Source organism: Sphaerisporangium sp. B11E5 (assembly GCF_039871875.1).
Classification (GTDB): domain Bacteria; phylum Actinomycetota; class Actinomycetes; order Streptosporangiales; family Streptosporangiaceae; genus Sphaerisporangium.
In genome coordinates this window covers 348,966-362,607 of the sequence record NZ_JBDPMD010000002.1, presented here as the reverse complement: position 1 = coordinate 362,607, position 13,642 = coordinate 348,966, and the positions used below count along the sequence as shown (strand labels likewise).

Here is a 13,642-nt window from a genome sequence, read left to right as displayed (position 1 = left end):
GTCCGGTTCAGGCACGTAGCGGCACGTCCGTCGCGGTGCCCTCGACGGCGAGGCCCTCCGAGGTGCTCCGCACGCTCTCGATCTCCAGGCTGAGCGGGAGATCCTTGATGGGCACGTTGAAACTGAGCAGGCGCGCGGCGTCCGGCACCTTCGCGCCGTTGACGCTCTCCGGGGTGAGCCTGATGCCGCCCGGCACCACCTGGATCTTCATCTTGGCGTTGACCGGGAACTCCACGCCCGCCACGACGATCTTGCCGGTGACGTTGAGGGAGTCGTCGCCGCCCCCGGTGACCTTCAGGCCGCGCGGGGCGCGGGAGTCCAGGGTCTCCTTGGAGATCACCACGATGCCGGTGACGCGGTCGGCGCGGATGTCGGCGGTGGCGGGGCTCTGGATGAGGTCCATCAGGGGGGCGCGCACGCCGTACAGCACGGCGTCGATGCGGGAGATCCGGGCGCCGTCCGGCGTGGACAGGCCACCGATCTTCACCCCGATCTCCTCGTAGCGCCCGGCGACGGCCTGGGTGAGGAAGGGGATGCCGCGCACCTCGACCTCGGGCTCGTCGGACAGGTCGTACTTGGCCGCGACCTGGCGGGCGATCTCACGTTCCACCCCGGCCACGGCGACGCGGTCGAGGACGGCGAGCACCACACCCAGCAGGATGAGGAAGATCAGGAACTTGCGCATCCGACTCCTTCGAGGATCCACCTGCCCGCGCCCGGCCCACTCCCCCGCGGCCGGGCGGCGAAACGCTACCCGCCGGCGAAGGGCGGCAGGACCTCCACGACCGCGCCGTCCTTGAGCGCGACCGTGCGCGGGTCCCGGGTGCCCGCGGGGTCGCCGTCCACGAGGAACGACGACCGGTTGAGGACACGCTCTAAATCCGGATTCTCATATTTTAGTGTGATTTTTGCCACCAGATCAGCCAGAGTGGTCGCCTCAAACGGCTCCTCAGCGACCCCCGCGGCCGCCTTGGCCGCCGCCCAGTACCGGACCGTGCCTTTTGCCATCAGTGACCTGCCCTTGCCTGCGGAGACATCCGGTCGCGCCCCGCCGTACGTTGGTAACACACGGCAAGGACCCGGTTACGCGTATTTCCCGCGTATTTCCATCGTGAGACGTCGTTCACCGGTGACCTGCCTATGGACGCATCTTTCCCGTGGGCTATCCTCACGTACTGACGGGACCTGGGCGATGAAGCCCCCGGGTCCTTTACGTGTTTTGTACGGCTGTGCCGTCACAACGCGGGAAGGAGGCGATGCGGTGAGTGAGCGATGCCGTGTCCACTCACTTCCCGATCAGCCTCTGGATGAGGAGGTGCTGTGAGTAACCTGCTGCTGCTCACCAACGCTTTGGAGCCCTCTGCTGAGGTCCTGCCCGCACTCGGGCTGCTCCTTCACTCGGTCCGCGTGGCGCCCGCCGAGGCGTCCGCCCTGATCGACGCGCCGCCGGCGGACGCCGTGCTGGTGGACGCACGGAGGGAGCTCGTACATGCCAAGAGCCTGTGCCGCCTCCTGCGCACCACCGGCATCGACTGCCCGCTGATGGTGATCGTCACCGAAGGCGGCCTGGCCGCCATGACCGCCGAATGGGGAGCCGACGACGTTCTCCTCGACACGGCGGGACCGGCGGAGGTCGAGGCGCGCCTGCGTCTCGCCGTCGGGCGCATGTCCATCTCCGCGAGCGAAGAGGTCCCGGACGAGATCCGCAGCGGCGATCTGTCGATCGACGAGGCCACCTACACGGCTCGGCTGCGCAGCCGGGCCCTGGACCTGACGTTCAAGGAGTTCGAGCTGCTCAAGTACCTCGCGCAGCACCCCGGCCGGGTCTTCACCCGCGCCCAGTTGCTGCAGGAGGTATGGGGGTACGACTACTTCGGCGGCACCCGTACCGTGGACGTCCACGTGCGGCGGCTGCGCGCCAAGCTGGGCGCCGAGTACGAGTCGCTGATCGGCACCGTGCGCAACGTCGGGTACCGCTTCGTGCCGGACCGCGGCGGCGAGCAGCTCGACGACCGCGAGCCCGCGCCCGTCCACCGCTAGGAAGCGAGATGCCGGATCGTCCGTGACGGACGACCCGGCACACCGCGATGATCTGACGGCGTCGTGGGCCCGTCCCCCGGGGGGAGGGCGGGCCCGGGAACGTGCTAGCCGGCGAGCGTGATGCGGTTGGTCGCCGGCGGGGCGATCGGCGAGTGGGCACCGAAGTAGCTCACCAGTGCGTCGATGTCCAGCGGCCCGCTCCACAGGTCGGCGCCGCCCGCGTTGACGGCGTCACGGAAGACGCTGAAGCCGTCGCCGCCGCCCACCAGGAAGTTGTTGGCGGCGACCCGGATCTGCTGGGTGGCGGTGACCGCCGTGCCGTTGACCTTGATGTCCGAGATCCGCGAGCCGACCGGCTGCGAGAGGTTCATCGTGTAGGTCAGCGACGCCGACGGCTGCAGGATGCGGGTGGTGGTGCCCTGCCACTGCTGCTCGAGCAGCGCGTCGAGCTGCGCGCCGGTCAGCGTGACGACCTGCATGAGGTTGTTGAACGGCTGCACGGTGAACGCCTCGCCGTACGTCACCACGCCGTTGCCCTCCGACCCGCTCTGGGCGAAGGTCAGGTCGGCGCGCACGCCGCCCGGGTTCATCAGCGCGATCTCGGCGTTGCCGCCGGTCTTGGTGGCCTCGAGCTGCGCGTCGGCGATGAGGTCGCCGAGCGGGGTCTCGCCGGTGGGGGCCGCGGTCCTGCCGATGTCGGCGGTGATGGTGCCGATCGGCTTGTTGGCCACCGTGGAGACCCGGTCCTTCCAGGTCTGCACGAACGTGGCGGTCGCCGCGTCCGGCGTCACGTCGCGGGTGACGACGTGGTTGTCCGGCACCACCGAGGAGCGGACCACCTCACCGGTCTTCTTGTCCACCTTGAAATCGAGGGTGGTGAGCACCCGGCCGAACGACGAGCCCTGGGTGAAGTAGCGGTCGTGGCCCGCCGGGTCCTGCGTCTTGCAGATGTAGGCCTGGTGGGAGTGGCCCATGACGACCACGTCCACGTCCGGGCTGAGGCCCTGCGCGATGCGGGTGCCCGCGGCCGGGGTCACCGGGCAGGCGTCCGGGCTCTGGTTCGGGGTCACCGAGTCGCCCTCGTGCACCAGCGCCACGATGGCCTTCACGCCCGCCCTGCGCAGCAGCGCGGCCGCGCGGTTGCCCGACTCGACCTCGTCGGCGAACTCCAGGCCCTCGATGCCGGCGGCGGTCACGATGGTCGGGGTGGTCTGGGTGACCAGCCCGATGAAGCCGACCCTCACGCCGTTGATCTTCTTGATGGCGACCGGCGGGATGGCGTACCGGCCGCTGTCCTCCTTCAGGACGTTGGCGCCGAGGTACTCGTACTCGGCGCCCTTCCAGCGGCCCGCCGGGGAACAACCGTCGACGGGGTGGCAGCCGCCCTTCTGGATGCGCCTGAGCTCGGCGATGCCCTCGTCGAACTCGTGGTTGCCGACCGCGGACACGTCCAGGCCGAGCTTGCCGAGCAGCTCGACGGTGGGCTCGTCGTGGAACGCGGCGGAGATCAGCGGCGTGCCGCCGATCAGGTCGCCCGCGGCCACGACGGCGGTGTCCTGGTTCACCAGCGACTTCAGGTGCGTCGCCATGTAGGCGGCGCCGCCCGCGGGGACGGACGTGCCGCTCTCGTTCACGATGGCGCCGCCGGAACCGGTGGGGGGCTCCAGGTTGCCGTGGAAGTCGTTGATGGCGACCAGCCGGACGGGGACCGTCACAGGAGGCTTCGGAGGCTTGGGGTGCGCCGACGCGGGGATGACGGCGACCGCGAGACCGGCGGCGGCGATGAGGCCGACGGCCGCGGTCCGCAGGAACGTTCCTGAGCTCATAGCCCACGAGACTAGGGATGTGAGCCCAGCTTAAAACGAACCACAGGTAACGATTTACCCCGCCAGTTGATGGCGTCTTTCGCCAGATTAGAGTTCGGCCATGAGAGTGGACCTCCGCGAACGGCTGGACGAGACGGAAGCCGCGGCCGTGACCGCCCTGGTCGAGGCCGCCACCCGGGCCGACGCGGTCCGCCCCCTCAACGAGCACGCGATGCTCCACCTGCGCCACGGCGGCGGCCCCGGCGCGCGGGCACTGCTGCTGTACGACGGCGCCGCCCTCGCGGGGTTCGCGCACATCGACCCCGGCGACGACGGGCCGAGCGGCGAGCTCGTCGTCCATCCGGACTTCCGCGGACGCGGGCTCGGGCGCTCGCTTCTCCAGGCCACGCTGGACGAGGCGGGCGGGCGGCTCAGCCTGTGGGCGCACGGGGACCACCCCGCGGCCGGGCGGCTGGCGTCCGCGCTGGGCTTCACCCGGGCCCGGTCGCTGTGGCGCATGCGGCGCCCCTTGGCCGAGCCGCTGCCGCCGGTACGCCTGCCCGCCGGGGTGCGGCTGCGGGCCTTCCGTCCCGGGGCCGACGACGAGGCGTGGCTGAAGCTCAACGCCCGGGCGTTCGCCCACCACCCCGAGCAGGGGGCGTGGACCGCCGATGACCTGCGGCTACGCCAGGAGGAGCCGTGGTTCGAACCCGCCGGGTTCTTCCTCGCCGTCCGGGACGACCCGCCGCGGCCGGTGGGCTTCCACTGGACGAAGATCCACGCCGAGGAGGGGCACGAGCCCGTCGGCGAGGTCTACGTCGTGGGCGTGGACCCCGCCGAGCAGGGCGGCGGGCTGGGCAAGGCGCTGACCATCGCCGGGCTCACGTACCTGCGGGCGCGGGGGCTGGCCGAGGTGATGTTGTACGTCGACGAGGACAACCCTGCCGCCATCGGGGTGTACACCGCGCTCGGTTTCACCCGCTGGGACGTCGACGTGATGTACCGGCGGCGGTGACAGCCCGCCGTGCCCTCACCAGTACCGTGCGTATTCCACGGTTTTCAGTAACAATTCGGTTACTCCACCATCCAGTGGAGCACCCAGTAGGACAACGCCGCCACGACCGCCGCCGCCGGGATGGTGAGCACCCACGCGACCAGGATGTTGCCCGCCACGCCCCACCGGACCGCCGACAGCCGCTTGGTGGCGCCGACGCCCATGATGGCGCTGGTGATGGTGTGCGTCGTCGAGATCGGGGCCTTGGCCGCGATGGCCATCGTGTACAGCACCACCGACGCCGCCGTCTCGGCCGCGAACCCCTGGGCGGGGGTCAGGTGGATGATGCGCCGGCCGAGGGTGCGCATGATGCGCCAGCCACCCGCGTACGTGCCGAGTGAGATCGCGGTGGCCGCGGCCAGGATGACCCACTGCGGGATGGGGTCGCCGGAGGCGACGTACCCGCCGGTGTACAGGGCCAGGAAGATGACACCCATCGTCTTCTGCGCGTCCTGCAGGCCGTGGCCGAGCGCCATGGCCGCCGCCGAGACCGACTGGGCGTACCGGAAGCCGCGGGTCGCCCTGTGTGGGTTGGCCCGGCGGAAGATCCAGAGAATGGCGATCATGATGATGCCGCCCAGCAGGAAGCCGACGAGGGGCGACACCACCATCGGGATCACCACCTTCTCCACCACGCCGCTCCACAGGATGCCGGTGGACGCCGCGAGAGCCGCGCCGACCAGGCCGCCGATCAGGGCGTGGCTGCTGGAGGAGGGCAGCCCGAAGAACCACGTGATGAGGTTCCACACGATGGCGCCGACCAGGCCCGAGCCCACGATGACCAGGCCGTGCGTGCCGGTCGGGGGCTCGATGATGCCGGTGCCGACGGTCCTGGCCACTTCCGTACTGATATGGGCACCGACGAAGTTCATGCCGGCCGCCATGAGAAGGGCGGCACGCGGGCTGAGGGCGCGGGTCGAGACCGAGGTCGCGATCGCGTTGGCGGCATCGTGGAAACCGTTGGTGTAGTCGAACACCAGGGCCACCACGATCACGCCGATGACTAGCGCGAGCTCCACTTAGCTTTCCTTGACCGCGATCGACTCGATCGTGTTCGCGACGTGCTCGAAGGCGTCGGCGGCCATCTCGAGCTGATCGATGACTTCCTTCATCTTCATGACGGTGAGCGCGTCGTACTCGCCGCCGAAAAGCTTGGCGAGCAGACGCCGGTAGACCTGGTCGCCCTGGTTCTCCAGGCGGTTGATCTCGATCCAGTACTCGTTGAGGTTCTTCATCGACCGCAGCCGCGGCATGGCCTCCGCGGTGAGCTCCGCGGCGCGTTCGAGCACCTCGACCTGCCGGACGACCTCCTTGGGAAGGTGGTCGATCTTGTACAGGACGATGAGGTCGGCGGCGGCTTCCATATAGTCCATGACGTCGTCGAGATTGGACGCCAGACGGTATATGTCCTCGCGGTCGAACGGCGTGATGAAGCTCTCGTTGAGACGCTTCATGATCGCGTGAGTACGCTCGTCACCGGCGTGCTCGCACGCACGCATCTTCTCGGCCAGGGATTCCCTGTCCGAGCCGTCACTGATGATCTCCACCAGCAGGCGGGAAGCGGTGACGAGATTGTTCGCCGAATCGGCGAACAGATCATAGTAGCTGTCCTCACGTGGCGTGAGTCGCAGGCGCACGTCGTTCTCCAGATGTGCGGGGACTGTCCGCAGAGAAGGTTAAGGGGTACGGGCTGAAATGCGAAGTTCGTGCCTTGCACACGCGCATGTAACCCTCCCTTTCCCTCCAGGACACCTTCCGTACCCGATCCGTCCCCGCACATCCGTCCCCCCTGCTCGCCCCATCCCTGACTCCTCCCCAATCACCACAAACCATCCCAAACCCCTGCAAACCTCCCACACCCGCCCCCCGCCTGTCCCGCACTACCCATCCGTGATACCTCGAACACCCCCCGCAAGCACACCAATCCACACAACCAGCCCGCACACACCCCCTCAGGCGCGCGCGGCCTGGCGCCTCGACCGTGTCAGACCACCGTCCGATGAAAGTTCAGGAACGACCGGCTGGGCGTCGGCCCCCGCTGCCCCTGGTACCGCGACCCGTACCGCTCACTCCCGTAGGGATGCTCCGCCGGCGAACTGAGCCGGAACATGCACAACTGCCCGATCTTCATCCCCGGCCACAACTTGATCGGCAACGTCGCCACGTTGGACAACTCCAACGTCACATGCCCCTCGAACCCCGGATCGATGAACCCCGCCGTAGAGTGCGTGAGCAACCCCAGCCGCCCCAAACTCGACTTCCCTTCGAGCCTCCCCGCGATGTCGTCCGGCAGCCCGATCACCTCATAGGTAGAGGCCAGCACGAACTCCCCCGGATGCAGAATGAACGCCTCATCCCCCTCCGGCACCACCAGCCGAGTCAGCTCCGCCTGCTCCACAGACGGATCGATGTGCGGATACCGATGATTCTCAAACACCCGAAAATACCGATCCAACCGCACATCCACACTGGACGGCTGCACCATCTCCTCATCAAACGGATCAACCACGACCCGCCCCGAAGCGATCTCCGCCCGAACATCCCCATCCGAAAGCAGCACCTCAGCAACCTACCAACCCCCCACACCCCCCACCCCCACAACCCATCCATCCCCCCACACCCCCAAGGATCCGCTACAGTAGACCCCGTCATCCGACGCGGGTGTAGTTCAATGGCAGAACATCAGCTTCCCAAGCTGACAGCGCGGGTTCGATTCCCGTCACCCGCTCCACTGCGAAGGCCCAGGTCAGGGATCCACTCCCGACCCGGGCCTTGATTGTTTCTGGGCCTAATCGATCTTCCATGCAATTAACGTGCAATTAGCCCACGGGCACGAGCAGGCCCGCCGACCCGTCGTCGTCCTCCCCCTCTCCGGTGATGTGCTTGTCGATCGCGTCCGTGATCGACTTGTCGGCCCCCCGTACGGCGTGCTGGTAGATCATCGCGGCCCTCACGTTGTCGTGGCCCATTCGCGCCATCAGATCCTTGAGGCCCGCGCCGGACTCTGCCGCGATCATGTTTCCGGTGTGCCGGAGATCGTGAAGGTGGAGACCCTCCGCACCGATGACCCGAACGGCTTCCCGCCATGACGCGAGCCGGTTGAAGCCGCTACGCCGGAGCGGACCGCCCTTGATCCCGGAGAAGACCAGCGCGCCGGGCTCCGCCTTCACGAAGGTGCCGAGGTGTTCGCGGAGCGCCGGAATGATCGCTTGCGGGACGCCGACGATGCGTCGGCCAGCCTTATACTTGGGAGGCCCGAGCACTAGCGGCCCGGTCGAGCGTTCGACATAGGCCGCACGCACCCGCGCCGTTCCCGCTCTGAGGTCGATGTCACTGCGGGTCAGCGCGATGATCTCGCCCCATCGAAGACTCGCGAACGTGGCCAGCAGGACGAATGCGCGGAACCGCCGGTCATGGGTGCAGTCGGCCTGCCCCTTGTCGACCAACGCCCAGTGCGCCCGTTCCGCTTCGGCCCGAGTGGCGAAGACCTCGGGATAGGTGCGCATCTCGCCATACCGCTGGAATCGGAGCCGGTAGCCCTGCCCCTGGCTGAGACACCGGATGTTGCCCACGGGTCGTCGGCCCACGCGGTCAGCCAGCTCGAAGACCTGCCCCACGGTGAGCACGGGACGTTCCTCCGCATGCTCGTCACCGGCCCCGCGGATCCGGCACGGGTTGCGCTGCATGATGTGGTCTTCATCAACGGCCGTCATGAGGACCGCGCGCAACAGCCGGTACGCCTTGGCGGCCATCAAGGCGGCAGCGCTCCGCGCCGCCGCGCGGCCCCTCGCCCGCGGGCCGGGCTGCGGCCTCCGGCCGGTCCCGACCCGCAGCGGAACGGCCCGCCCACTGCGTGTTGCACCCGCCATACCATGCCGCACCCATCAAACTAAGAGCGTGCGCTCGCTCTACGGCATCGTTATAAGGACGAGTTGGGATCTGTAGGGTCGGCCGAGCGCGTCAGTCCGCGTGGATATCTCGATTCCTTCGTCACGGCACGGCGCAGCGACGCCCGCGGATAGAAAAGCCGACCTACCGCAAGCACAAGAGGCTCTCGCTCGTCCGGCCTAGAACCACGCAGCACTATGAGCAAAGCCAGTAGTCGGCCGAGCACTAGCAATAATGTGGTGCCGATCGTGCCAAGCACTACGTAACCGACGTAAGAGCTGATGCCCGTCATCAACTTCAGCCTCTCAAATGGGGCTGAAGTCGGGAGCCGTGCTCATCGCCGATTCCAGCCCAAATAGGACCAGGAAATCAGCGCCAATTCCAGGCGCCTTGGGGGCGTGCCCTTGGTAAGGGCTTCCCCAGCGATGAGCTCCGACAGCGCCTACGCACACATTGGCAAGACTCCGAAGGGGCGCGGACTACGTCAAGTGGTACACCGACAATACGTCCTCAAGCAAGGATACACCCCCACTCCGCTTCCTCAAGCGTAACTAGATGGAATATTTGCGTTGCAGCTCAGATGGCTCCAAAGCTGTTCGGATCACCCGGGCTTATGCCGGCAGGCTCCGTCCTCCTCGCTGGTCGAGTGTCCCGGTTGAGGCCACCGAGTCAAGGGCGCCTTCGGCGTCGCTGCCCGATCAACTTCGTTGACCCTTGACACGGCGGCCTCGCCCTGGGGTCGGCAGCTACGAGGAGGACGGGAGAGGACCAGGGGCCGGCTTCGTGGGGTGGTGAGTGACGGCAACAACCCCGCACCGTCACTCACTCCGGTCTCGTCTTCCCGCCTGCCGGAAGGCTCATCACGGGCAGGGGGACCGAGCCGACAAGGAAGCGGTCAGATCGTTGATCGCGTGCCAGATCCGTGCCAGAACGAAGGGGGAACAAGGGGCACTCACGGATCCCACGGAGACGCACCCCGCCTTCACCTGCATGGCCGTTCTCCCAGGCCAGCGCACCAAGATCAGCAACCGATTCCCAAGCTGACAGCGCGGGTTCGCTTCCCGGCGCCCGCTCCACACACGCAAAGGTTCAAGTCGGAGAACTAAACCGCCTCGGCTGGTATGCCCCCAGCTTCGCTGGACAGTTGTCCCAGCCTGCTGAAGTATGAGTTGTCATGGCGGATCATGTGCTTCTCGAAGCAGGCGATGACCTGGTACGGCAGCTTGTACATGAGCGCGAGACTGTTAAAGCGGTGCTTGAGCTGGTGTGGAACTCTCTCGACGCCGACGCAACCAAGGTCGATGTGATCATCAAACGATCCGTTATGGGGGCGGTGGAGAAGGTTGTCGTCAGCGATAACGGCGACGGCATCACCCCCGAGAAGGCGCGGAGCGCGTTTAGGTGGGTCGACAATTCTGACAAGCGTGAAGGCGGCATAACTACACGTCTAGAGCGACCGCTGCACGGAAAGGCCAGCCGCGGGCGCCTACGCGCCTTCGCTCTCGGTGACAGTACTCGCTGGACAAGTACCGCTCTCACTGTAGATGGACGTCGCATGCGCACCACGATCGAATCAGAGACCCATCGCAGGACGACATGGCGCATCGACTCTCAACCGGCAGCCGAGTCCGCTGAGACCGGCACTACGGTCGAACTGTGGGGAAAGCAGTCGCGCCACCTCCATCAACTTCTTGAACCAAAGGCTGCGGCCCAGATCACTGCTTCCCTTGCGCCCTACCTCCTCACTTGGGCTGACGTGCGGGTCACTTACGACGGCCGACTAATCGACCCGAGCACCCAGATCGAGGATGAGGAGAGGTCCGAAGACCTCACATTCGAATACGACGGGGACCTCCAGACCTTTCAGATCCGTCTGATCCACTGGCGCACCGGTTCAGAACGCACCATCGAACTGTGCGACGCTGCTGGTGCCCCTGTAGAGACGATCGACGCAACTGCTGAGCACACCGACTTCTCCTACACCGCCTATGTGTTATGGGAACCCATGCCGCGCCATCGTAACGAGGTCGCGTTGGTCATGCTAGGCGGTGATACGCCCATTGGCCCCCTGCTGGGCGCAGCACGTGCCTGGGTTGCCTCCAAACTTGAAGAACGGCGCCGACGCCGACGCCGCCAGCTCAGAGACAGGTGGATCCAGGAAGGCGTCTACCCCTATCCTCCGCACGCTGAAGATGACCAGGCGCAGGCCGAGCAGACCACGTTCGATCTTGTAGCCACTTCTATCAACCGACACATCCCAGCTGACAGGACGAAGAAACGCCTCACTCTGTCACTGCTGCAGAACTCCCTGCGCCACAACCCAGACGAGATGGTGGGGATTCTGGAGAAAGTGCTACGCCTGAACGAACGCGACGTCAGCCACCTTCATGGACTTCTACAGCAGACGAGCCTTTCCAACATAATCCGCGCATCGTCCATCGTGACGTCACGGCTTCAGTTTCTTACTGTCCTTGAGCATCTGGTCTTCGATGAAGAGACATACGGCCTCGTCAAGGAGCGAGACCATCTGCACAAGATTCTCGAACGAGAGCTCTGGGTTTTCGGCGAGGAATACAACATGATGCGCAGCAGCGAGATCGGCCTGACCCGAATGCTCGATCATCACCGTCGCGTCATCGGTTGGAGCCCCACACCCGATGGCCCCGTTCGGGCGCTGGACGGCGGCAAACGACGTGTAGACCTCATGCTGTCCGCCGAGAGTCATGAACATGACCGGGTACGGCACCTTGTCATCGAACTGAAGGCGCCATCCGTCGACGCGGACCGCGCACAGGCCGACCAGGTCGATGACTACATGCAGGCCGTCCTCAATGACCCTCGTTTTGCTAATGTCGATACCACCTGGGACTTCTACCTTGTCGTCCGCAAGATCAAGGACAGGCTGTTGCCGCGCGTCCGGCAGAAAGGCCTACCAGAGGGCTTGTACCTCCAGCCGACAAGCTACGAACACGCGAAGGTGCGTGTCTGGGTACGGACGTGGTCAGAAATTCTACACGAGGCTAGACAACGCCTGGATTTCGTCAAGAGCGGCATCGATCACAACCCCTCCCTTGAACAGGCTCTCGACTACCTCCGCACCCGCCACGGTGACCTTATCCCTGACAAACTGCGCCAAACAGTATCCTCGCCTGGCCCGCGCTCAGACGATGTCTACGATCCAGCTTTATGACCTCTGAACAGACCAGGACGCGGTTGACCGGTCCCGCTGGCGGTCACGCAACGTCGCAGATATCGGAAGGTCAGAGGTGGTGGCATGCGTCGATCACGTTTCGCAGGATAGCGGGCGAAGAAGACGATCCTGCCGCATCCTAGGATAATGGTCGAATCTGCAGACTTGCTGATCCCCGCAGTCAGTGCCGTAATCGGGGCGATCGTGGGTGGCGGCGCCACGATCATTTCCCAGATACTCACCCAACGAGGTACCTACAAGCGCGAGCGAGAAGCCAGGCGCGACGCGTTCCAGACACGGCGATTCGAGATTGAACGGGATACTCTCCTGGCCCTCCAGGATGCGGTTACCAAGCATAGCCTTACGTTGTCGAGCTACATCAATGGAGATCTCCCTGCAGACATCAGGGCGACAGACACCGATCTCTTAGATGATTGGAGAGAGGTCGTCAAGTTGGCACATCGTGTTCTCGACCGGGACGCTGCTCAGGCGGCCACCGAGTACTGCGATGTCGCTCACCGTGCCGCACAGGATCCGCATGGCGAACGCCAGAATCTGATTTCCGCTTTCGGGAAGGCACAGCAAGCACTTGGTGCTGCAATCCGGCATGATCCTTTTCAGCCAGACTCTGGCGTTGGCTAATCTTGCGAAACGATCTGCGGGCAGAGTCGCACTAGATCGTGCCCGATGCGTGCCCGTACGGTCAGCGACCGGGGAGGGATCACGGGGACTCACAGTCACTCAGCCGACGTATATCTAGGTCAGCGTTTCTCCAGCTCACCCTGCATATCGTTGAAAGACTTCCCAAGCTGACAGCGCGGGTTCGATTCCCGTCACCCGCTCCACCAGCAAAGGCCCAGGTCAGAGAATGATTCCCGACCCGGATCTTCACTGTTTTCACGACTGTTCGATCTTCACGGGCCATTAGCCCGCAGGGGCCATCGGCCCTGGCCATTCCGTCACCCTCGGCAGCCTTCCTTACGTCGAGCTGCCGGCCGATCGCATCGGTGATCGCCTTGTCCGCCCCACGCACGGCGTGCTAATAGACCATCGCCGCCCGGACGTTGTCATGGCCCATCCGCGCCCTCAGGTCCTTGAGCCCCGCCCCGGACTCCGCCGCGAGCATGTTGCCCGTGTGCCGAAGATCGTGGAAGTGCAGGCCCGGCAAACCCATCTCCTTGACCACGTCGACCCACCGTGTCCGCGTGTTGAAGCCGCTACGACGAAGCGGACCACCCTTGACGCCCGGGAATACGAGCGCATCGGGTTCGTCCCTAACGTAGTCGCTCAGGTGTTCCCGCAGGGCAGCGACGATCGGCCCGGGGACGCCGACGGCGCGACGGCCGGCCTTGGACTTGGGCGGCCCGAGCGCCAGTCCGCCAGTCGACCGTTCGGCGGATCCGGCACGGGTTACGCGGGATGATGTGGTCTTCCTCGACGGCTGTCATGAGCACCGCGCGAAGCAGGCGGTACGCCTGGCCGCCACACTGACCGACTCCCCGTTGCCGACCAGATCAGCCCGCCGCTGCCGGACCATGGCCGTGGAGAGCTTGCCGACCGCGACATTGCCGAGATGCGGCGTAATGTGCTTCTTGAGCAGCCAACGGTAAAGCGAGAGGAAGGGCGGCGGCGCGGCAGGGCGGCACGCACCAGCCGGGCGATACG

Annotated in this window: 12 protein-coding genes and 1 tRNA gene; 5 read left to right on the top strand and 8 right to left on the bottom strand. The window is 65.8% G+C overall.

Annotated elements, in window-relative coordinates; all coding sequences use genetic code 11:
• Positions 1 to 7 precede the first annotated feature (7 nt).
• Both ABGB17_RS03705 and ABGB17_RS03700 read right to left on the bottom strand, forming a co-directional pair.
• Positions 8 to 685, bottom strand: a complete 678-nt coding sequence (locus ABGB17_RS03705) for a DUF2993 domain-containing protein (RefSeq protein ID WP_347626268.1) — start codon at positions 683 to 685, stop codon at positions 8 to 10.
• A gap of 65 nt (positions 686 to 750) precedes the next feature.
• Positions 751 to 1,008, bottom strand: a complete 258-nt coding sequence (locus tag ABGB17_RS03700) for a MoaD/ThiS family protein (RefSeq protein ID WP_347626267.1) — start codon at positions 1,006 to 1,008, stop codon at positions 751 to 753.
• Between the two features lie 312 nt (positions 1,009 to 1,320).
• On the opposite strand from ABGB17_RS03700, the gene ABGB17_RS03695 reads away from it, so the two are divergent.
• Positions 1,321 to 2,040 carry a response regulator transcription factor gene (locus ABGB17_RS03695; RefSeq protein WP_347626266.1) on the top strand — a complete coding sequence of 240 codons (720 nt, stop codon included), beginning with the start codon at positions 1,321 to 1,323 and terminating at the stop codon, positions 2,038 to 2,040.
• 104 nt (positions 2,041 to 2,144) lie between these two features.
• On the opposite strand, the gene ABGB17_RS03690 is transcribed toward ABGB17_RS03695, so the two are convergent.
• Positions 2,145 to 3,866: a bifunctional metallophosphatase/5'-nucleotidase gene (locus ABGB17_RS03690; protein ID WP_347626265.1), complete on the bottom strand. Its 1,722-nt coding sequence runs from the start codon at positions 3,864 to 3,866 to the stop codon at positions 2,145 to 2,147.
• Positions 3,867 to 3,966: 100 nt separating this feature from the next.
• Here ABGB17_RS03690 and mshD point away from each other — a divergent pair, with 100 nt between their 5' ends.
• A complete protein-coding gene (gene mshD / locus ABGB17_RS03685) occupies positions 3,967 to 4,860 on the top strand; it encodes a mycothiol synthase (protein WP_347626264.1) in 894 nt (297 codons plus the stop codon).
• A 59-nt stretch (positions 4,861 to 4,919) separates the two neighbouring features.
• Here the strand turns inward: mshD and ABGB17_RS03680 are convergent, their stop codons facing one another.
• The 3 genes from ABGB17_RS03680 to dcd all read right to left on the bottom strand — a co-directional run bounded on the left by ABGB17_RS03680 (position 4,920) and on the right by dcd (position 7,459).
• A complete protein-coding gene (locus tag ABGB17_RS03680) occupies positions 4,920 to 5,918 on the bottom strand; it encodes an inorganic phosphate transporter (protein WP_347626263.1) in 999 nt (332 codons plus the stop codon).
• Entirely contained in the window at positions 5,919 to 6,536 is a 618-nt protein-coding gene (locus ABGB17_RS03675; protein ID WP_347626262.1) for a DUF47 family protein, read from the bottom strand.
• Between the two features lie 347 nt (positions 6,537 to 6,883).
• On the bottom strand, positions 6,884 to 7,459 hold the full coding sequence (gene dcd, locus ABGB17_RS03670; protein WP_347626261.1) for a dCTP deaminase: 576 nt from the start codon (positions 7,457 to 7,459) through the stop codon (positions 6,884 to 6,886).
• 97 nt (positions 7,460 to 7,556) lie between these two features.
• Between dcd and ABGB17_RS03665 the strand changes: the two genes are divergently transcribed.
• Positions 7,557 to 7,630 (top strand) — tRNA-Gly (locus ABGB17_RS03665).
• A gap of 88 nt (positions 7,631 to 7,718) precedes the next feature.
• Here ABGB17_RS03665 and ABGB17_RS03660 read toward each other — a convergent pair.
• The gene (locus tag ABGB17_RS03660) at positions 7,719 to 8,651 is read right to left on the bottom strand and encodes a site-specific integrase (protein ID WP_347626260.1); all 933 of its coding nucleotides are present in this window, start codon (positions 8,649 to 8,651) and stop codon (positions 7,719 to 7,721) included.
• A 1,310-nt stretch (positions 8,652 to 9,961) separates the two neighbouring features.
• Between ABGB17_RS03660 and ABGB17_RS03655 the strand changes: the two genes are divergently transcribed.
• The gene (locus tag ABGB17_RS03655; RefSeq protein ID WP_347626259.1) at positions 9,962 to 11,977 is read left to right on the top strand and encodes an ATP-binding protein; all 2,016 of its coding nucleotides are present in this window, start codon (positions 9,962 to 9,964) and stop codon (positions 11,975 to 11,977) included.
• Positions 11,978 to 12,124: 147 nt separating this feature from the next.
• The gene (locus tag ABGB17_RS03650) at positions 12,125 to 12,619 is read left to right on the top strand and encodes a hypothetical protein (RefSeq protein WP_347626258.1); all 495 of its coding nucleotides are present in this window, start codon (positions 12,125 to 12,127) and stop codon (positions 12,617 to 12,619) included.
• Positions 12,620 to 13,016: 397 nt separating this feature from the next.
• Here ABGB17_RS03650 and ABGB17_RS03645 read toward each other — a convergent pair whose 3' ends face one another.
• Positions 13,017 to 13,352 carry a tyrosine-type recombinase/integrase gene (locus ABGB17_RS03645; protein WP_347626328.1) on the bottom strand — a complete coding sequence of 112 codons (336 nt, stop codon included), beginning with the start codon at positions 13,350 to 13,352 and terminating at the stop codon, positions 13,017 to 13,019.
• Between the last annotated feature and the right edge of the window lie 290 nt (positions 13,353 to 13,642).

What these genes read in the sequence shown, in the direction of transcription:
- ABGB17_RS03705 (WP_347626268.1), bottom strand. Translation starts at nt 685, where the DNA reads ATGCGCAAGTTCCTGATCTTCCTCATCCTGCTGGGTGTGGTGCTCGCC.
- ABGB17_RS03700 (WP_347626267.1), bottom strand. Translation starts at nt 1,008, where the DNA reads ATGGCAAAAGGCACGGTCCGGTACTGGGCGGCGGCCAAGGCGGCCGCG.
- ABGB17_RS03690 (WP_347626265.1), bottom strand. Translation starts at nt 3,866, where the DNA reads ATGAGCTCAGGAACGTTCCTGCGGACCGCGGCCGTCGGCCTCATCGCC.
- mshD (WP_347626264.1), top strand. Translation starts at nt 3,967, where the DNA reads ATGAGAGTGGACCTCCGCGAACGGCTGGACGAGACGGAAGCCGCGGCC.
- ABGB17_RS03660 (WP_347626260.1), bottom strand. Translation starts at nt 8,651, where the DNA reads ATGGCCGCCAAGGCGTACCGGCTGTTGCGCGCGGTCCTCATGACGGCC.
- ABGB17_RS03655 (WP_347626259.1), top strand. Translation starts at nt 9,962, where the DNA reads ATGGCGGATCATGTGCTTCTCGAAGCAGGCGATGACCTGGTACGGCAG.
- ABGB17_RS03650 (WP_347626258.1), top strand. Translation starts at nt 12,125, where the DNA reads ATGGTCGAATCTGCAGACTTGCTGATCCCCGCAGTCAGTGCCGTAATC.